Here is a 19,335-nt window from a genome sequence, read left to right on the forward strand (position 1 = left end):
AGGGCGCGCGTCAGCCCTTGCCGTAGCGCAGATGGTCGATCAGCGCCCGCAGCTTGGGCGCGAGATTGCGCCGGCTCGGATAGTAGAGATAGAACCCCGCAAAGGGCGGGCAATACGCCTCCAGCAACGGCACCAGCTCGCCGCCGGCGATGTACGGCCGGAAGGTCTCCTCCATACCGAAGGTGAGACCGCCCCCGGCCAAGGCGAGCTTGATCATCAGCGCCATGTCATTGGTGGTGATCTCCGGCGCCACCGCGACGGTGAAATCCCGGCCGTCTTCCGTGAACTCCCAGCGATAGGGCGCCCTCTGCGGCGCCGCCCGCCAGCCGATGCAGCGAAATCCGGCCAGCTCGCGCGGATGCGACGGCGCACCGGCGCGCGCGAGATAGGCCGGTGCGGCAACCACGATCTGCCGCTGTTCGGCGGAGACCGGCACGGCGATCATGTCCTGCTCGATCACCTCGCCGAGCCGCACGCCAGCGTCGAAGCCTTCGGCAACGATGTCGAACTCCTCATCCGTCACCGTCACATCGAGCTGCACCGCGGGATGGGCATCGGCGAAACCCGCCAGCAGCGGGCCGGCGAGAAAGCGCTCGGCGATGGAGGAGACGGCAAGGCGGAGCTGGCCGCGCGGCCCGGCCGCGTGATCGCCCGTGCTCTCGACCGCCGCCTCGATCTCCGCCAGCGCCGGGGCCAGCGCGGCATGCAGCCGCTCGCCGGCCTCGGTGAGGCTGACGCTGCGCGTGGTGCGGCGCACCAGAGCGAGCCCCATCGCCGCCTCCAGCCGGCTGATGGTCTGGCTCACCGCCGAGCGGGTGACGCCGAGACAGTCGGCGGCGGCACGGAAGCTGCGCTGCTGCGCCACCAGCGTGAACACGGCGAGGGCGTTGAGATCGGTCGGCATTGGTAAGCTGCGCTTTCCTCTGTGTCGCCCGATGGGCGGCTACTGGCGACAATGCCTTCTCGCTACCTTCCTGCCAACGCCAAACGCACGGAAGGAACAGCAACATGGCTTTGGAAAAAACGACTTTCGACAAGGTGGTCCTGATCACCGGCGCCTCCAGCGGCATCGGTGCCGGCATCGCCCGCGAGCTCGGCCGCGCCGGCGCCCACCTCGCGCTGGGCGCGCGCCGCACCGATCGCCTCGACGCGCTGGCGGAAGAGATCGCCGCGGCGACCGGCACTGAGGTGATGACCCGCCGGCTCGACGTGACCGACCGCGCCGATGTCGCCGCCTTCGCCGAGGCCGCGCGGGCGCGCTTCGGCAAGATCGATGTGCTGATCAACAATGCCGGCATCATGCCGCTCTCGCTCATGGCCTCGCTGAAGGTGGAGGAGTGGGACCGCATGATCGACGTCAACATCAAGGGCGTGCTCAACGGTATCGCTGCCGTGCTGCCGGAGATGACGGCGCGCGGCGCCGGCCACATCGTCAACATCGCCTCCATCGGCGCGCTGTCGGTGGTGCCGACGGCGGCGGTCTATTGCGCCACCAAATTCGCCGTCCGCGCGATTTCGGAGGGGCTGCGGCAGGAGAACCGCCAGTTGCGCGTCACCTGCATCCATCCCGGCGTGGTGGAGAGCGAACTCGCCGACACCATCACCGACCCGGTCGCCGCCGAGGCGATGAAGAGCTATCGCGCCATCGCCCTGACGCCCGACGCCATCGGCCGCGCGGTGCGCTTCGCCCTCGAACAGCCCGCCGATGTCGATGTGAGCGAGATCGTCATCCGCCCCACCGCCAGCACGTGAGGGGCGGGCATGTCCGACACCGTTCGTTTCCTGACACGCCGCGCCGCCGTGAGTGCGGCGCTCCTCCTCACCCTCGCCGGAGCCTTTCCTGCCATGACCCAACCCGCGCCCACACCGCCCACCGTCCGCCACACCGCACCCGACCGAGATCACCCCTATGTCGGGCTGTGGGTCACCGCCGATCGCTATGTCAGGCACGAATTGCTGCCCAATGGCCGCTATGACGAAGCGCGGGGTCAGCGCGAGAGCGCCTATCGCGGCCGCTACGAGGTGCGGGGGACGCAGATCGATTATTGGGACGACACCGGCTTCACCGCCGACGGCGTCTTCGTCGATGAGAACACGCTGCACCATGGCGGCATGGTGTTCCGCCGGGTGAGGTGAACCCCGCGGACCTTGCCGCAACTTCTATCCGACGGTGAGTTCGTTGGGGCGGATGGATGTGCCCTTCGGACGAGCGAAGCGGCGGGGGCAGGCGCGGCGGCGCGCCCGCCACACCGCCCGCCATGCCGATCTGCCGGGGGAACAGCTTGACGAGCAGGCACCGGCTGGGGCATGGCTCGCCGGCGATCACGACCGGCATGCCGGGCACCCGATCCCGACGCCTGACGGGCGGCGTGCCTGGCGGGGTGTCTACTGGCGTGTCTGTCTCTGGCGAAGCTGCGTCATCGGGACGGACGGAGCGCGGTGCCGATCCGGCGCCAGGTTCGGAACGGATCGCCGATGATGTCTGCCGCAACGGCCGATGTCGTCACGGGGAAGGGTGGCCGAGTGGTTTAAGGCAGCGGTCTTGAAAACCGCCGTGGGTGCAAGCCCACCGTGGGTTCGAATCCCACCCCTTCCGCCATTTCAGTCCCAAACTGGGCACGCCAAGCGTAGCCGATTTCCCTCCTGAGACGGCAGCCAGCGTTCGGAGCAGGTCTCCCTTTGATCCGATGATGCGGACTTCCTTGGCTCCGACTTCCACGCGCTGAGCCAAGGCGCGCAAATGGTCGCGCCGGTAGCCGCCGCCTTCGATGCGCATGCGCTTGCGAGCGATGTCGGCGAAACGCGCCACCATGGCCGGCGTGACGGCATCTTCGCCTGAGGTGGCAAGCGAGGTCTGCGCTCGGGCAGCATCGGCCTGTGCGTGATCGCGGATCGCCTTGAGCCCGTCGATCCGCTCTTTCAGCGCCGGATCGGTGATGTCTGCCACGCCTGATTCGATGGCGTCATACAGCCGGCGCAGCCGCTGATCGGCTTCGCTAGCGCGCTTGGTGAGTTCAGCAATGTGCTCGCGGCGGCGCTCAAGACGCTCCTGACGGTGGTCGAGCATGGAAGCGAGGATCTCCTGCAGCCGCTCGGGCTGAAGAAGCCGCTGCTCGATGTGGCTCGCCACCAGCGTGTCGAGCGTCTCCATCGGTATGGCGCGGCCGGCACAGCCGGTCTCGCCCTGCCGCGCCTTAATCGAGCAGGCATAGTAGCGGTAGCGCCCGCTCTTACCGGTGCGGATGGTCATGGCCCCGCCGCACTGCGCGCAATAGCAGATGCCGGTGAGCAGCGTCGGGCCACTCACCACCCGCGGCGGGACGATTTTGGGGTTGCGCGCCTGAAGCTGCTCCTGCACGGCGTCGAAGACCTTGGTGTCGATGAGCGGCGGCACGGCGACCACCACCACCTCGCTCTCGGGCTTCTTCTGCTTGGTTTTGGAGCGGCTGTTGAACTGATGCTCGCCCATATAGGTGCGGCGGGTCAGCACCCGGTGAAGCTGCCCGATACCCCAACGCCCGCCCTCGCGGGTGTAGATCCGGTTGCGGTTGAGATGACTGACGATGGCCTTCACGCCCATCGGACCGGAGCGGCCATCGCCATTGAGGGCGAGATCGAAGATGAGCCGCACCGTGTCGGCGTGAAGCGGATCGATCTCCAGCTTCTTCTTCACCTTGGCACCGCGTTGCTCGGCTTCAACGACGCGATAGCCGATCGGCGGACGGGCGCCATTCCAGAAGCCTTGCCTGGCATTCTCTTTCTGCGCCCGCAGGACGTGCTTGGCGTTCTCCTTCGACTGGTACTCGTCGAACAGCGCCATGATCTGACGCATCATGACGTGCATCGGGTCGTCGCCCATCTCCTGGGTGATCGACACCAGCCGCACGCCATTGCGGGCGAGCTTCCTGACATAGAACTCAAGCTCAAAGTGATCGCGGAAGAAGCGCGAGAAGCTGTGCACCACCACGACATCGAAGGGCGCCGGCTTCAGCGTGCCAGCTTCGATCATCCGCTGGAATTCGGGCCGACGATCATTGGTCGCCGAGGCGCCCGGTTCGACATAAGTTTCGACCAGTTGATAGCCGCGAGCTTGGCAGTACGCCTCGCCCTGCCGGCGCTGATCGGGAATTGAGACATCGTGCTCGGCTTGCCGGGCTGTGGAGACGCGCAGATACAAAGCGGCACGCAGCGGAGCGGTCATGGCGAAGCCTTTCGTGTCAGGCGGTCATTCCCCTTGGATCAACTCCTCCAGAATATCCCCGAACCACGCCTCGAAGACAGCAATCTCCGCCTCTGTCACCGGAATGTATTCCGGCCAGTCGTCGGTGATGGTCAGGGGGGCGGAGGCTGGGGGCGACCGTGTCCGGCGGCGGGGCGGCGGCGTCTCCGCGTAGGTGTAGAGATTGTCGGGCAAGCGGCCGGTCGGGAGGCGGCGCGTGGAGTCGAAAGTGGGTGGACGCTCGTATCTGGTCATCCCATAGATTGCGATGACAAGGGGCAAGGCCACATAACCGCTCTGTATCCGGCGATACGCAGCGCTTCTAAGGCCTCTATGGAAGGCCCGAGATATTGCCCTTACACTGCGAGGTTAAGAGTCTTGGGAGCCCTGATGGCACTTGAGGAGGCAGGACGTAGGGACTTTCGCTAACGGTCCGAGACCGATCGAACGGTGGTAATGCTGCCTTAGACAGTCTCTGAAGGGCTGCGTGATTAAGACTTCCGCTCCCCCCGTCATTTCGCCGCACTCGCCGGTGCGGTACCAAAATAGCGCGGCCCTAGCGGCGCATTGAAACACCTAAGTGCAATAGCTAAATCACTATCGTACCCAATCTTTTCCATCCTGGGTACGATTGACATTGCACCCCAATGGCCAGCATTTTTGCCCTACGTTTGTTTGGGGGTGATATCTGGAATGGCCCATGGCGATGACGTTCTGGTGCGGCTGCGCGAAATAATCGATGACGTCAAAGACCGCTCTCTTAACGAAGCTGATACCCGGCACCGGGTAATCGACTTCGTTTTGCATGACGTTCTCGCGTGGCCGCGCAATCGAACGGCTGTGGAGGAGTATGTCGCCCCGGGTTATGCCGATTTCGTATTGAAGCGCGCAGATGGGGACCCACTGATTCTCGTAGAGGCCAAACGGGATGGCTCGTATTTCAATCTTCCAAATCCCGTGAACCAATCCGAAACGTCCGGATATATTTCTATAAAAAAGTTACTAACAGATAACAATATCAAATCTGCGATGCAGCAAGTTCGATTTTACTGTCAAGATCTTGGCTGCGAATTCGCGGCCATAACCAATGGGCACGAATGGATATTTTTTAAAACGTTCGAGCGTGGAAAAAAATGGGAAACGTTGCAAGCTTTTGTAGCGCGAAGCGTGTCTTTCTTTGATATTGAATATACGCGCGCCTATAATTCATTTTCATATACAGCTATTTCAGAAAGCTTTTCACTTCAAACCGTCCTAAATAGCTCTCCCCCGCGAGATAGGACAATCTACTACGCGAAAGATCGTATTCCCTCATATTCGCATCCAATTACGGCGAACAAATTAGCTTCTGCTCTACGACCTATTGTTAATCATTATTTTGGTGTTATTGAGGATAGCGATACGGAATTTATGGATCGCTGCTATGTATCTCATAGAGACTATCATCATACATTTGATGGGATGAGGACTTTAATTGAAGACTCCCTTTCACCTTACTTGAAATCGTATGGTGTCCGGCCCTTAGACGAAACCGGAAAGGGCGGGCAACTTGGAGGGCGTCTGACTAAAAACATCAAACGAGGACGCAAGGGAGAGGTTCTCGTCCTGTTTGGTGGCAAGGGGGCCGGAAAGTCGACATTTATCAAGCGCCTCCTGCACCACACGCCTCCGCGCTGGTTGCGCGACCACTCGGTGATTGCGATCGTCGACCTTCTTAAGGTGCCAGAAGAGCCCGAAGTAATTCGTCGAGCGATCTGGGACGGGCTCGTCGCCGGCCTTGACACAGAAGGGCTCTTGGCCGCCGACCGAAGCGCTTTGCTGGACAAGCTTTTTACAGATCGCTTCGAGATTGCGTCGCGCCAGGAACTGTCAGGGCTTTCAAGGGCATCGGACGCGTACAATGCACGCCTTAATGAACTTGTTTCAGGCTGGAAAGCTGATAAAAAATATTGCGCCAAACGTCTAATGAATTATTGGAAATGTCAAGACGTTGGACTTATAGTTGTAATCGATAATACTGATCAATATTCTGGCCCAAATCAGGATTTTTGTTTTACTTCGGCTCAAGAGATTGCTGACGAACTTGAATGCGTCACCTTAATCTCAATGAGAGAAGAGCGGTTTCATAATTCGAAAATCCATGGCCTGCTGGACGCGTTCCAGAACGCGGGCTTCCACATAAGCTCCCCGAAGCCCGCAGAGGTATTCCGAAAGCGACTGGAGTACGTTGTGTCACTCCTATCGAATTCATCGAGGAACGAGGATCTGACAAATGGAGCTCCTGAGGAACTCGTCAATGACTGCATAAAATATCTGAGCATCATTAATCGGGATTTTCATAACGAAAAATCACCTTTGAATAATTTTCTTACAGCGTGCGCTCACGGAGATATAAGACTATCTCTTGATCTTTTCAGAGCATTCCTTCTATCAGGGTACACCAATGTCGAAGAAATGCTCGCCGCTGGAAAATGGAACTTCCTGATACATCAGGTCATAAAACCTGTAATGATACCTACTAGGTATTATTATGACGAAATGTTAAGCGACATACCAAATATATATCAACTACGAGATAACCGCAGAAGTTCACATTTTACCTCAATGCGCATTCTTAGAAAACTCGCGCACAATGTGGAAAGCGGCGTGGCGACGTACCTATCAATGGCTGAACTGAAGTCGTACTTCTCAGAAACGTTCGCCATGATAGATGACTTCACAAAGAACGTTGATGTTTTGCTGAAACACGGATTCGTAGAGGCCGACAATCGGCTCGATGTATATTCGACAGATGTCGACCGCATAAAAATAACGGGATACGGCCTGTATATGATAAGTGAACTGGCTTACTCGTTCACGTATCTTGATCTTATCTGTACGGATTGCGGCGTCTATGACGAGCCTGTCAGTAATTATCTGGTTGAGGCTGCGAAATCTGAGTATGGACTATTTAATCAGAATGAGAGATTTGAGCGTGTTAAGTTGCGCCTTGAGAGAGTTGATAGATTCCTGCAGTATCTTGAGAAGGAGGAACGCGAGGAGCGCACCTTTTTTGGATTGCGCTTTCCGGACGAAGAGCTTTTTACGTTCAAATGTCGTGAGGCATTTAAAGTTGAAAGTGCGCGTGTCGTTGCTAGCGCTACCAAAAATCGCGCAGTCAATCGACCGCGTAGTCGTCGCGCTCCTGGCCGCTGATTGTCGAAGCAGTTGCGCCAAAGTATGCTTAAGACTATGATGGCAAGAGCGTTGAGCGGAGCAGCCGTATTAGATATGGCGCCGGCGGTCCGACTTTTTGCAACGGCTGATTTTGATTATAACCCCAGCCCTCGCGATCTTCCGAGATCCCACTCGATACCGCCATCTCCACGCATGACACCGGAAAGGTGGCGGCCGATCTGCTTGTCGAGCACAGGCTGCCAGGGCACCAGCTGGAAGCCGAGCCCGTCTTCCAGCATGGCGAAGCGACCGGAGACGAGTTGTAGCTGGCGGGTGACAGTGCCGGAGACATATTCGCCGCGACCGGACGGCCGGTAAGTCAAGCCTGTGGACCTGGCGAGGTCGGCGGCGACGCGCTCCACCTCGCGGCGCTGAAGCCGGTTGAGGAGGTCGGGCGCCTCGATGCCACCGCCCGGCTGCCGCGTGGCGAGTCCCATGTCGACGAGTGTGTTACGGCGCTGGTCGACGGCAAGGCTGACATCCAGGCCAAAGCCGTCGGTAGAGCGGGGCGTGGGTGAGATGATCTCCTGATCGAGCCAGGTGGCGCCCTCGACACCAATCTGCCGGTCGAGCGAGAGCTGCGAGGCGATCCGAATGTTGGGGCCTTCGCCCGCCAGCGCGCGGTCATAGGCGAGGCCGCGCTCGGGGAGGTTCTTCGGGATGGTCCAGTGCTCCGCATGAACCCGCTCGACATGACCGGCGCGCCGCAGTGCTTCCAGTCGCCGGACATGCGAGCGGATATAGGCCTCAGCGTCCTTGCCCTGTTCTGTGAAGCGGTCGCGGATGTGGGCGAGGTGCGTGCTCGGGCTATAAATGCCATCCGCGTCCGCGTTTTGTTGGATGTTCAGATCGACCGCGCGGGGCTGAGTGATCGGCGGCGTCACCTCGACGATCATGCCGCGCTGGAGACCTTCGAGCCTGGCGGCGTCCGGGAACTCGACATGGTGGACGCGAGCGTCGATGCCATCGACCACGAGATAGGTAGTCTCGTTCAGGCCGTCTCCGGCCAGTCCCTTGCCCAGCACCCGGCCGGTGAGTGTCTGCTCCGGCGCGTGCCCATGGCGGACAAATTGGCTGGTGCCGCGCTCGTCGCCGAGGCCATTGTCTTCGATGGCCTGGTGCATGGAGCGGATGACGTCGTTGCGGGCTTCGATCTCGTTGAGAATCGCTTCCGTGCGTGGCGCGAGGATCCACTCGCCGGGGAGGTCCTCGGTGGCGAGGCCATAACCCTCCAGCTTGCGAAGCCGGCCGATGAGGAGGTTCTGGTTCTCCCGGATCAGCCGGTTGCCGCTGGTGAAGAGGTCGACGACGCCCTCGCGCTCCTGTTCCTGGATCAAGATACGATCCAGCCGGGTAAGGCGCTCTGCCTCGACCTCGGAGGCGAGCTTCTGCTGCAGCTCCACCTCGCTCTGCGGGCCGAGTTCACGGGTGATGATGTCGCTGGCGCGGTGGCGTATCCCATGGGCGATGTAGTCGCCCGCTATGGTGAGGGTACGTCCCTCATCGGTGACGCCGCGCACCAGCACATGGGTGTGGGGATGGCCAGTGTTGTGATGATCGACCGCGATCCAGTCGAGCTTGGTACCGAGATCATTCTCCATCTGCCCCATGAGCTCACGCGTGAAGCCTCTGAGGTCGCCGAGCTCCAGCCCATCTTCCGGCGCGACGATGAAGCGGAACTGGTGGCGGTCCTCGCGTCCGCGCTCCAGGAAAGCTTTGCCATCGGCCACATCCTCGAACGCCGAATAGCAGCGACCCTTCTGCCGGTCGGGCGTCACACCGTCGCGCTGGAGATAGCGCAGATGGGCGTCGACCGCCTTGGCGGAAGTGCCGACCGTCTTGCGACCGCCGCGCCCCCGCACGACGCCGAGTTTCACCACCCGCGCCTTAACCACCACGCGGCGAGAGCGGTGTCGTCCACCGGCATCGACCTTCCAGCCGCGGTCAACACCGGAAAGCGCGCCCGCTGCCCGGACGCCGCGACCGCGGGCGTTGTAACGCCCGCTTCCTTTCCGGCCTGACCAGCCGCCGGCCTCGCGCGCGGCAATCTCGACCTGGCGCCGGAACGGTAGCGTCGCAAGGCTGCTCTGTCGCATGCCGCGCTGACGAATCCGGCCGGGGCGGACCCTGAACCTGTCGCTGTTGTCCTGTGCCATGCCGGCACGATGAGGGGCATCACCTTAGAGTATCAAGCGTAGAAAAGGCGAGTTCGCAAAGCAGCGTGAAAAGACCTGCCATGGCGGGCTAAGGGCGGAGCGCACATTGCGGTTTAGGTCAATCAACCCCAGTCCGATCAGAGCCTTAGATCAACCGACCGGCTTGCCAGCACCCTGCGATTCACGCTGGGCACCGTACCTCAACCTGCTGAAACCAATGTGCAGACAAACATATAATGTCGCCAGACATTGCGATCGGCAGATCGCTTTATCTTGCCCTCAATTTCCTAAGCCTCACTGTCAATAATCTAATTCCGACAATACCCGCCGAATATACTAATAGGTAATGACCGAGAAGACCACGTTCTGGCCAGCGGGAGCCGCTGATACGCTGCCGGCACCGAGGCTACCACGACCGCCGTCGGATGCGAGATCAGCGATGCAGTGGATTGACGGTCAAACGCCATTCAAGCGGCAGCCCAACCCGCGCCGAGGTCTGCACTGGTGATGCCAATGGATGTCCATCGCCGTGCAGAAACCTTGCAGAGAAACCGTCGTCGAACTGCACAGAGGTAGCGGCCTTTTGTGCACGCGAGCAGCAATGCTGGGAAGCATGAGGTGCTGGCGGTTGATCGTAGAAGTTCGCCGATCTCGGTATCATTTGCCGCGCTTAGGCTCGGTAACCTCTTGCGATTTTTCGGCGACGGAGATGCCGCGACGCTCGGCATATTCGAGCAACGCAACTTCAATCAAAGCCGTAATGGATCGCCGCTCCGCGTCAGCAAGCTGGCGCGCCAGCGCGAGTACGTCAGCATCAATGCGGGTAGTGAAGGGCTGTTTCGTCATCGGCCTTATTGCTTGCGATCCGGCATAGTTCGAGGCAGAGTCATGCACGTGCAGTGCACGTACAACGGCCGGGGTGAGTGCGCGAACACCCAACCCGGCCTGACCACAACCAAGCTGATTGGAGCTCGGATCATGGCTGATTCTGAGATTAGCACGAGTCTGTCCCGGCCATCCCGGAGGGGCGTTCTCTATGCCGTCCTGCTGACGATCGGCGGCACGTCATTCAACAGTTCGTCTGCGGCGACGCCGCAAGATGACAGCGCAACGGATGCCGCCGTCCTCGCGTGGAAAGGGTGGCGCGCCGCGCATAGGCGCACGCTTGCCCTGTGTCGGAAACAGCAACGTCTGGAGTCCGAACTCGTGCGGAAGATCGGCTTTCCACAGGCGGTTCTGGCTGCAGCCGAACTACCGTCACCGGTGCGGATCGCCTCCTTGCGCCAGTTCGATGAGCTTGCGGGCAATGTTCCGTCGCTTTGCGCGCGGCGCGCCGAAGTCGCGGAGGCGCTGCGCGCACATCAGCAGCGCTGGGACGACGCAGATCGTGCCATCGGCTACTCCGTCACCCGGCAGGAAGAGGCGGCGGCATCCGCCGATGAAGAGCGCCTGATCGCGGGGCTTTTTGCGGCAAACGCGACGTCTCTGCGCGGCCTCTCCGCAAAGCTCGACGTGCTGATCGCCGTCGGCGCGGATGGCGCCGAGGGGCGGCATTTCCCGTGGCCCGAACTACGGCGCATCCGCCGGGATGTTACGCGCTTGATGCAGCTGCAGCGTCACGATGCAGTCGGCTTCACTGCTTGAAGCAGTGCTCGCGATGCCAGCGCAGGAAGTGGGGATGCGGACGCTCGAACGCCCGTTGCGGGGCAATTGCGCGCCCGCTCCGATTGATGAAGGCGCGCACGCCGTCGGGATCGTTGGCGTGCCGGGAGATCAGCACGTCGAGATCGTCCGTCAGACTGATCAGCCCCCGGTCAAACATCCAGTGTGCCGTACCTGACAAAGCCAATCCATTGCTGACGATATCCGGACCGTTCGCCTGAACCGGCTGAATATGCGCCGCCGCGACCTCGGCCCGCCCGCCGCCATTGATGAGTTTCAAGCCACTGATGGCGCACCGCTCATCATAGGCGCGCAGCACGATGCGGCGGAAGACACGATCCCGCACCATCCGCGACGAAAGATAGCTGACGCGCTCCCTGCTCTCCTCGTACGCGAACGGAGCCTGTTCTTCGCTGAATCCGTTCGGACGCACATCGGTATCCGTGCGCGGAAGCAGCGGCTCGCGGTCATCGAGGCCTCGCGCGACGATGCGGTCGAAATCACCCGCGGAGAGCGGTCGAACCGCAGCCTGGGCACGGCCGGAAATCCGCCCATCTTCGTTCAGAACGCCACGCTCAATGACGCCACCATCACCGCCAAAGGGCACCGGGCTGACGAAGTCGAGATAACTACCCGGCTCGATCAGCGCGAGAAACATGCCCGGCGCCGTCGGATCGGGAACAACGCGCTCCACCTTCGCGATGGCGAAGTAACCCCGCGTGTCCGCCACCTTCCGCGGCTCGTAATAGACGATCCAATCGCCAACGCAGGCCTCGACGCGGCCGAGATACTGCCGAGGGAACTGGTACCGCTCAGCCGGGCTATCGTCATAGATCGAGTCTGTACGATGGATGAAAACGCCGAATCCCATGACACGATCTTACCGCGCTATCCCGCGCTGGCGAGCGCGTAAGGAGCCGTTCGCTCCAGGAGACAGTACGCTGTGGCGAGGACGAATGCCCGGTTTGGGGCCGGTAGCCGACTGTCCGCTATTGGGGATCTCAAACGAGAAGCGGACATATCGCCAAATAATACCCGAGGCCGGAGCTGACCCTTTGCTGACATTGGGAGAGTCCGCTCTGCGTACATAAGCCTATCCTCAAGTGTAGTTTCAAGTTGTGGCTCCACCCCTCAAAACCCGCCTGCAGTCTTGAAAGTAACCTTAGTCTGGCTATCTCTGCTTCCACCTCAGTCCTGGCCGTTCGTAGTTCGGACAAGCGAGTTTGCAACAGCCTGAGCTGATCCGGCCACTTCTTGGTTTCGAAGGGAGTGTGGCGGCGACTGAAGTTGGATGGGCGTCGCGTGACGCTATCGGTTCCAATCGACGGCGTTTAGCTGCCGGTACAGGGTTGCCCCGTAGTCCTTGTCTACCTGATGGGCGAAAGCGATTAGCCCCTCGATATGGCGCCGCATGCCAATGGTCGAGGCGAACCCCCGCTTCGCTCTGTGGGCGGCGGCGCCGACCTTCGGGTTCGCGAGCGCGAAAAGATGAGTTTCGACGTTGTTGCGGAACTCGCGCGTCAGCCTCGGCTGCTCCCGGTCGACCAGCACGCCGAGCAGAACCTTTCGGGCACCCGGCGGGACGATCGTCGTCTTTTCGCGATTGTTGATCAGCCCGAACTTCACCAGCTCATGCTCCACCGCCTTCGCCAGATGCATTGCCTCTCCCCTGGCCGAGGCGTTGCGGCGGGAAAAGGCGAGATCGTCTGCGTACCGCGTGTAGGTCCAACCGCCCCGCGCTGCCAAGGCTTCGATGCGGCGATCCAGCGGCCACATAACGAGGTTCGCGAGCATTGGGCTCGTCGGAGCGCCCTGCGGCAGATGCCCTTGCCGATGTCGCCGGTATGGGAGACCCGTGTCCCCGCGCCCTTCCTGCAGCCTGACGTCACTGGTCTGATGTTGCGCCAGGCGCGTGCAGACACGCGCCATCTGGAATGAAAGCAACGCCCCGTAACCGAGCGACCGGAACACCCGATAAACCCGACGCTCGGGGATGGACTCGAAAAAGTGGCGGACATCCATCTTCACCAACCACTTCGCTTCGACATGCCGCTTCGCTGCACCGACCAAGTCGCGACCAGGCGCGAACGCGTAGCTTGCGGGGTGCGGCGGGACGGCGTTCAGGATGTTCTGTGCGATCCAGCGCTGCGCCCGCATGAGGTCCTGGTGGGGCACGCATATCGTCCGGTAGCGCCGTGGTGGCGCCGCCACGCCGTTGGGCGTACCGCGCTTCTTCACCCGGAACACGCGGTATGAGTCCTCCTTGCGGAAGGCGACGGCCTGCAAGGCCTCGATCGGTACTCCGGCCAAATGTGCGAGGTGTCCTAGGGTCAGGATAACTGGAAGGTCGGGATTGGTCCGCTTGATCGCGTCTGCAGCGGCTTCGGCGGCGGCGATCAGACCCTCGCTTCGCCCTTCAGCGCGCGCCCCCTCGCGGAACCGTTGAGAACTCCACGGGTGCTTCATCTACTTGAGTCCAGCCCTGGTGGGCGTCGCTTCCACCATCGAACCGAGCCCCCGAGGAGGTTCCCGATAGGGAACGATGGCGGAAGCGACGTGGACCTGCGATCAGCAGCTCTAACAGTGGCGACCGGAAGCCCGGTCCCCCTCGACAATGAGTTCGTACCCATCATCACGGCCGCCCAAAAGGACGGCGGGTGCTAGACGAAGCCCGCGGAGTTCTCAGTTCGGACGGATAATATGGAACGGTAGAGGTTGCAATACTCGGCCGTTTTCGCTCAAGCCGCCGCGCAGCTTCCAGCATTTGATGCCCGGCGTCTGTGAGGCGCCCTTGTTTGGTGATCAACTTTGCGCGCAGCGCTCTCAGCACGATCTCCATCACGTCCGGCGTGGTCATTCCGGTCCGCTCAGAGAGCGCGATTTCCTTTCCGCGCCACCAGCGTCCACGCATGGCGGACAAGACGAGAACCGTCGCAGCATCCGCCTCAGCCAACCCCGGCGTGATCCGAATGCCCATGCTGGCCGCCGCGGAGGTGATGACGTCGCTCATCCGACGGAGGCCGAATGCCGGGCGCAGGTCGTCGGGCGCCGGCCCGTCGTAGAGCGCGCGCCAGGTGCTAGTCGACTTATGGAGCAGCGCCGGCGTGTTATTGGGGAGGCGGTAGTTGAATGCCGCCAGGGCGGAGGTGTTTCCGAAGCCCCACCGGCTCGCACCGCGTCCCGTATCCGGGCCGTAGCGGTTAATCAGTGAAAACCAGCGGTCCGCTTGGCGCCAGTCGCCTGCCTTTACGATGGTCGGTGCGACGTGCTCGACACGCACATCCGGCCGCAGGCGGTGGCGCCGAACGCTCGTGATGCCGGCGTCTGTCCCTGCCGCGGCCACAACGCAAAAATCAATCCATCCTCGGGAGCGCCACGCACGGATGGTGGGGACCGCCCACAAGGCGTCGAGCATCGACCTCACCCGGCTGCCGGATCCGATGAAGTCCGTGACCAGCGCTATAGTCCCTGCGGGCGCGGTCTTGCCGCGCAGCAGGTTGGGCCCTGGGTGGTTCATAAAGATGGCCGGCCGCGCCTCCTTAGCCTGAGAGATGACAAAGCCGACGAGGCCCTCGCTGCCGACCCGCGTCCCGCCACGAAGGGGTTTGACTGCCGGAGGTCCAGCCCGACCAACGGCGCGGTAATGGCGTCGGCCCTTCGCATCTAAAGTTACGGTGCTCTGGAAGAAGGCTGCTTGCCCCATCTCGCGCTCGGCGTAGAGCGCGACCCGACGTCGGAAACCGGAGCGACCGTCCGCCAGCGCGTAGAGTTGAGAGCGGATCGCTGCGCTGACCTGCTCTTCGTTTAGCAAGAGCATGGCGTCCAGCAACGCCGCAGCGTCGACCGCGTCGGCCGCCAGGAACTGCCGTAGCCATTGCTGCGACGTCTCGTAAGACGACAGCGGCGCTCGCGAGCTCAAATGGCAATCCCTTCTACGATAGCTTCGCCGAACCACGCCTGGACCTTGCCCATCGCCACGGGCGAAAGCTGCTGGGTGAACAGCAGCGCCAACCGCTTCTTCGGCCTGGAGCACGCCACGTAGAAGAGATTGCGGTTGCGCTCGAACATCTCTGCGCGGGCCGCCGGCACGCCATTGACCGCCAGCTCCAGCATCTCCCCAAAATTGTACTGGTTCCACCCGCGTCCGATCACGACGAGCACATTCTCAAATTCCTGTCCCTTGACCCCGTGCTTCGTCTCGAACGGCGAGTGTCCGCAGAGATAGGCGCGAAGGGCTTTGATCTCGGCATACTGCACGCCATGCAGGGCCTCTGTCTCCGTTAGGTAGCGCGGCATGGGTTCGCCAGCGTCCGGATCAAAGGCGCGCAGGTCGCGCTCACGGTCTGCGACGGCATCGGGGGGCCGCGGGCGCCGGGTCTGCATCAGGTGACCGATAACCTCCCCGACGGTCCCGTTGGCCCTCAGCTGATCCAGCGCCTGAAAGGACGCCCCCCACGCCGCCTTGTCCGCCGTTCGACGCAGGTGCGGGGCGGTGCCCAGGACATCGAACATCTCGCCAAACCGCCGGGCCGCAAATGCATCGCAAGCGGGCTCCAGCACATCGACCAGGTAGGCGATGTGTGGATTCTCCTTCTTGGTGAAGGCGTCATTGAACTGGAAGACGCCTGGGAGGCTGGCGTAGCCCTGCTCAGCCGCCAACACCCGGTGGGTCAGCATCAGGACCTTGGTCCGGCTGGCGTCGAAGTCCCAACCATCCGCGACCAGCCGGGTTTTGACCCGGTCCAACGCCTGGTGAGCCACGGGCCCAGGCAGATCGCCACCCCAGTGGGCGCCGCCCTGTCGCTGTCCCACCCAACCGTTGGAATGGAACACCCTGACCGAACCAGCCACAGTCGGATCGTCCACGAACTGCGGCAGCTCGGGTCGCATCCGGTTCAAGCAATCCACTACGACCTGCACAGACCGGAAATTGGCCTCCTTGCCGATCTCCTTGACCGCGGGATGTTCAAGCTTCCCGCATCCACCGTAGATTTTCTGCCAGTGGTCGCCGAAGAAGCCAAACTGCGGCGCGCCCGCCACGCCGAGGAAGTGGGCCTTGATCGCCTCCACCCAATCGGCGTCAGTATCCTGATACTCGTCGACCAGAATGACCGGATAGAGTTCCGACATCCGCTTCCGGAACTTGGCGTTCTCCATGAAGCGGATGGTCAGTGGCAGGATGTCGTCGTGGTGCAGGGACAGAACCCCGTCCCTGATGGACCGATGGCCAAGGGTATACTCCACCGTGCGACCACCGATGCCGCCGACTTCGGCCAGACGGTCCTGCCATGTCGGGAGTTCGCTGACATAGGTGCGCAGATGCGCCTGCAGACCGTTGATTAGCGACCAACAGAACGCGTGATTGGTCTCGCAAAACACCGCCGGGTGGCGGTCGGTTCGCGCCTCGATCTCATCCTTGGCCACGTTGGTGAAGGTGATGCAGGCAACCTTCTGACTGCGGCGAACGAAAACCCGGCTCCGCTTCTCGATCAGCCAACCCAGCGCTTTCACGAGCGTGTAGGTCTTACCGGCGCCGGCGCCGGCTTCCAGTCTGAAGCTCTCGCCGTTTTCCAAACAGCCATAGACGGCTTCAAGGGCGACGCGGCTTGCCCTCTGTGCAGGAGTCTCGCCATCAGGCACCGGTCTGCTCCTCAGCCGTTGCCTCATCGACCGCCGCCATTACGACGGCCAATGCCTGGTCTGGCACAATGGCGTCGCTCGCCGCCAACCATCGAATGCCCTCCACGAGGTATCGAGGTGCCGTCCAGTTCGTGTCGGCGATCGAGAATTCGATGGCAAAGTCGGACTTCTTATAGCCGCCAGCCAGCGTCCTGGCTTCGAGTTCGCGGGCCGGGGCGTCGGCGCCCACCAAGCCGAACTTTTCGCCGTTGGCCAAGATAAACGCATCTTCAAGTGTGCGTCCACAGGGGCCGTTGGCGGCCTCGGGACATTGGTAAGCCAGACGTTTCAGGCCTTTAATCTTGTCGACGTCGGTCTTACCGGCGAAGCCGGCCAGGGGATAAGGCGCGTCGCCAGCGAACCAGGATTTCAAGCACACATTGCTGGTGGTCACGCCCTGGTGCACCGCGCAGGCGGTGCCGCCTGCCGCGACCACGGCGTCGAGGTCGGTGACGATCAAGGTCCGCAATTCTAGGAAGTCCAGGAGATCCACGAAGATGTGGGCGTAGGCGCCGCCGACCTCCAGAGTGGTGATGAACTGGCTCGACAGTTTCGGCGCCTCCGGCTCCATAGCCTCCAGCTTGCTGACCACCACTGGTAGGATCATCCGTTCGCCGAGACCTTCGACCAGTATCGCCTTGTCCGCGAAGAATAGGTCGCAACGGGTCAGCGTCAGATATTTGTGTAGGAATTGGCGGTCGGGCGCGGGCTTGTCGGCCATGCCCTTGCTTAGGTCCTTGACGCGGGTCATCCGGACGCCCGGAGCCGCACCTGGCGTGTCGACCGACAGGAAGTACCTGATGGCCTCGAACCCTGCCTCGTTCGCGACATGCGACGAGTGGGTGGAGACCACGAATTGCACTGGCCACGGGATGCCGTCCTCGGCGCCCTGGACCAACTGCTGGGCGATCTTCGCAAGCTGACGAATGAAGACCTCCTGCATCTGGGGATGCAAGTGGGCCTCCGGCTCCTCTATGAAGATCAGGTGTACTCCAGCCGCGGTCGAGTCCGCCCGGAAGGATTTGTAGAAACCGACCAGTTGCAGGAGGATGAAGATCAGGTTCCTGATCCCCAGCCCGTTGTAGGACTCGGGAAGGGAAACTCCGCTGTTGCCAGCGTAGCGAACGCGCGTGAAGTTGGACAGCAGGCGCCGGACGTCCAGCGTCGTTTCCGTGTGCAGTTCCTGTCCGCCAAGACCGGGGTATCCGAAGCTCTGCAAGGTCGGCATCAGCTTCTTCAGTTCGGAGCCGACGTTGGCGTCGATCTGCTGCTGAATGTCCTGTACCGCGGCTCCCAGGGCATCGGCCACAAGCTTGTCGCCGTGGTCAGCCTGATCCGAACTCGCGGTGGAGAACAGGTTCTCCAGAACCTTAGCCAGCACGTCGGACTCGCGAGACGTCACGTCGTCGAGGCCGCGTTGGGCGTTGATGAAGCCCGGTTTCACGAGATGGCGCAGCGCGGCGTTCGTCAGCTCGCGACGGTTAGCCGGGTCGGTGGGGTCTTGCGCCCAGATCTTCGCTGTGAACATCTTCGGCACGCGTTCGCGCAAAACCTTGAAGACCGCTATGCGGGCTGCGTCGTCCAACTCTCCGGCGGGCTGATCAGCGAAGAAGGCGGCGACGGCGCCATCCTTCAACTCGTAGCGAATGGCTGCTATCGCAGTGGTGCACGCTGGGTCGAGGTCGATGACGAATGGGCTGAGCGGCCCCAGCTCCGGGTCGGCCGCGTCGTATTCAAAATGGACATCTAGTTCGATCGACGGAAGCAATGCGCGAACGGCTTGGTCTCCAGCCCCGTCACCATGCGCTCTCAGGGACGCGCAAAACCCATCGTAGCTCGCGCTCGAGAAGTCCTCGATCTGGAAGATGGGCGTACCCTCGCCGAGCAAGCGCCGCATGATTTCCGACAGAGAGGTCTTGCCGCTGTTGTTGCGTCCCACGATCAGGGTGGTTTTGGGATCGAGCGCAAGGGTGACGTCAGCAAGCAGCCGGAAGTTTTTGATCCTGACCTGGCTAATGTGCACGGCGTCCCCTCTAAGCAGCGGACGTCTCTGCGTCCTATTAGTGTGCCGACACTACCTGAAAGAGTGCTGTGGTGCAGCTTGCGTCTCGGGGGAAATTCAACGATCACGTTCCGGCCACAGCACGACCTTCGCCGATACCGGCATCGGGCCGCTGCAGCGTGGCGTTAGCAGCCTGTAGTTCTCGCGCGAGTGCCACCGGCTGTTCGGCTGCGGCATCCCATTCACGAGCCCCTCTTGGCCTGGTCGGCCGGGTCAGACGGCCGCTGTAGAGTTACGGATGGTCGGCGTCGATGTGTGTCGCGAAGACGTGATCAAACCGGTCGGCGAAAATCTCTTGGACGACGCGTCGCGCGGGACGGCGCGAATAACGATTTTTTGCA

General features: G+C 61.7%; 13 protein-coding genes, 1 tRNA gene and 1 pseudogene. 5 read left to right on the plus strand and 10 right to left on the minus strand.

What is annotated here, in order from left to right; genetic code table 11:
• Nucleotides 1-10: 10 nt before the first annotated feature.
• Nucleotides 11-904, minus strand: a complete 894-nt coding sequence (locus tag ACO07Z_RS05615; protein ID WP_421697767.1) for a LysR family transcriptional regulator — start codon at nucleotides 902-904, stop codon at nucleotides 11-13.
• 104 nt (nucleotides 905-1,008) lie between these two features.
• Here ACO07Z_RS05615 and ACO07Z_RS05620 point away from each other — a divergent pair, with 104 nt between their 5' ends.
• The 3 genes from ACO07Z_RS05620 to ACO07Z_RS05630 all read left to right on the plus strand — a co-directional run bounded on the left by ACO07Z_RS05620 (nucleotide 1,009) and on the right by ACO07Z_RS05630 (nucleotide 2,599).
• Nucleotides 1,009-1,752, plus strand: a complete 744-nt coding sequence (locus ACO07Z_RS05620; protein WP_421697768.1) for an SDR family oxidoreductase — start codon at nucleotides 1,009-1,011, stop codon at nucleotides 1,750-1,752.
• Between the two features lie 9 nt (nucleotides 1,753-1,761).
• Nucleotides 1,762-2,136: an Atu4866 domain-containing protein gene (locus tag ACO07Z_RS05625; RefSeq protein WP_421697769.1), complete on the plus strand. Its 375-nt coding sequence runs from the start codon at nucleotides 1,762-1,764 to the stop codon at nucleotides 2,134-2,136.
• 373 nt (nucleotides 2,137-2,509) lie between these two features.
• Nucleotides 2,510-2,599, plus strand: a tRNA-Ser gene (locus ACO07Z_RS05630).
• Here ACO07Z_RS05630 and ACO07Z_RS05635 read toward each other — a convergent pair.
• Nucleotides 2,570-4,201: pseudogene (locus tag ACO07Z_RS05635) on the minus strand (recombinase family protein); the annotation flags it as partial. The gene ACO07Z_RS05630 and the pseudogene ACO07Z_RS05635 sit on opposite strands and share 30 nt — an antisense overlap.
• A gap of 24 nt (nucleotides 4,202-4,225) precedes the next feature.
• Nucleotides 4,226-4,414, minus strand: coding sequence for a hypothetical protein (locus tag ACO07Z_RS05640; protein WP_310207422.1), 189 nt, complete (start codon nucleotides 4,412-4,414; stop codon nucleotides 4,226-4,228).
• Nucleotides 4,415-4,912: 498 nt separating this feature from the next.
• On the opposite strand from ACO07Z_RS05640, the gene ACO07Z_RS05645 reads away from it, so the two are divergent.
• Nucleotides 4,913-7,414, plus strand: a complete 2,502-nt coding sequence (locus ACO07Z_RS05645) for a hypothetical protein (RefSeq protein WP_421697770.1) — start codon at nucleotides 4,913-4,915, stop codon at nucleotides 7,412-7,414.
• Nucleotides 7,415-7,530: 116 nt separating this feature from the next.
• On the opposite strand, the gene ACO07Z_RS05650 is transcribed toward ACO07Z_RS05645, so the two are convergent.
• Nucleotides 7,531-9,312, minus strand: a complete 1,782-nt coding sequence (locus tag ACO07Z_RS05650; RefSeq protein ID WP_421697771.1) for a DUF3363 domain-containing protein — start codon at nucleotides 9,310-9,312, stop codon at nucleotides 7,531-7,533.
• Nucleotides 9,313-10,248: 936 nt separating this feature from the next.
• The gene (locus ACO07Z_RS05655; RefSeq protein WP_421697772.1) at nucleotides 10,249-10,437 is read right to left on the minus strand and encodes a ribbon-helix-helix protein, CopG family; all 189 of its coding nucleotides are present in this window, start codon (nucleotides 10,435-10,437) and stop codon (nucleotides 10,249-10,251) included.
• Between the two features lie 132 nt (nucleotides 10,438-10,569).
• On the opposite strand from ACO07Z_RS05655, the gene ACO07Z_RS05660 reads away from it, so the two are divergent.
• Nucleotides 10,570-11,235 (plus strand): hypothetical protein, encoded by a 666-nt coding sequence (locus ACO07Z_RS05660; protein WP_421697773.1) that lies wholly within the window; start codon nucleotides 10,570-10,572, stop codon nucleotides 11,233-11,235.
• Here ACO07Z_RS05660 and ACO07Z_RS05665 read toward each other — a convergent pair.
• The 5 genes from ACO07Z_RS05665 to ACO07Z_RS05685 all read right to left on the minus strand — a co-directional run bounded on the left by ACO07Z_RS05665 (nucleotide 11,225) and on the right by ACO07Z_RS05685 (nucleotide 18,955).
• The gene (locus ACO07Z_RS05665) at nucleotides 11,225-12,124 is read right to left on the minus strand and encodes an HNH endonuclease (RefSeq protein ID WP_421697774.1); all 900 of its coding nucleotides are present in this window, start codon (nucleotides 12,122-12,124) and stop codon (nucleotides 11,225-11,227) included. The two genes, ACO07Z_RS05660 and ACO07Z_RS05665, sit on opposite strands and share 11 nt — an antisense overlap.
• Nucleotides 12,125-12,561: 437 nt before the next feature.
• Nucleotides 12,562-13,719 carry a reverse transcriptase family protein gene (locus ACO07Z_RS05670; protein WP_421697775.1) on the minus strand — a complete coding sequence of 386 codons (1,158 nt, stop codon included), beginning with the start codon at nucleotides 13,717-13,719 and terminating at the stop codon, nucleotides 12,562-12,564.
• Nucleotides 13,720-13,885: 166 nt separating this feature from the next.
• Nucleotides 13,886-15,172 (minus strand): phosphoribosyltransferase-like protein, encoded by a 1,287-nt coding sequence (locus tag ACO07Z_RS05675; protein WP_421697776.1) that lies wholly within the window; start codon nucleotides 15,170-15,172, stop codon nucleotides 13,886-13,888.
• Nucleotides 15,169-16,893, minus strand: coding sequence for a UvrD-helicase domain-containing protein (locus ACO07Z_RS05680; protein ID WP_421697777.1), 1,725 nt, complete (start codon nucleotides 16,891-16,893; stop codon nucleotides 15,169-15,171). Before ACO07Z_RS05680 ends, ACO07Z_RS05675 begins: the two co-directional genes overlap by 4 nt.
• Nucleotides 16,886-18,955, minus strand: a complete 2,070-nt coding sequence (locus tag ACO07Z_RS05685) for an ATP-dependent nuclease (RefSeq protein ID WP_421697778.1) — start codon at nucleotides 18,953-18,955, stop codon at nucleotides 16,886-16,888. Before ACO07Z_RS05685 ends, ACO07Z_RS05680 begins: the two co-directional genes overlap by 8 nt.
• Nucleotides 18,956-19,335 lie beyond the last annotated feature (380 nt).

The sequence above is a fragment of the Ancylobacter sp. genome (assembly GCF_965229075.1).
GTDB lineage: Bacteria > Pseudomonadota > Alphaproteobacteria > Rhizobiales > Xanthobacteraceae > Ancylobacter.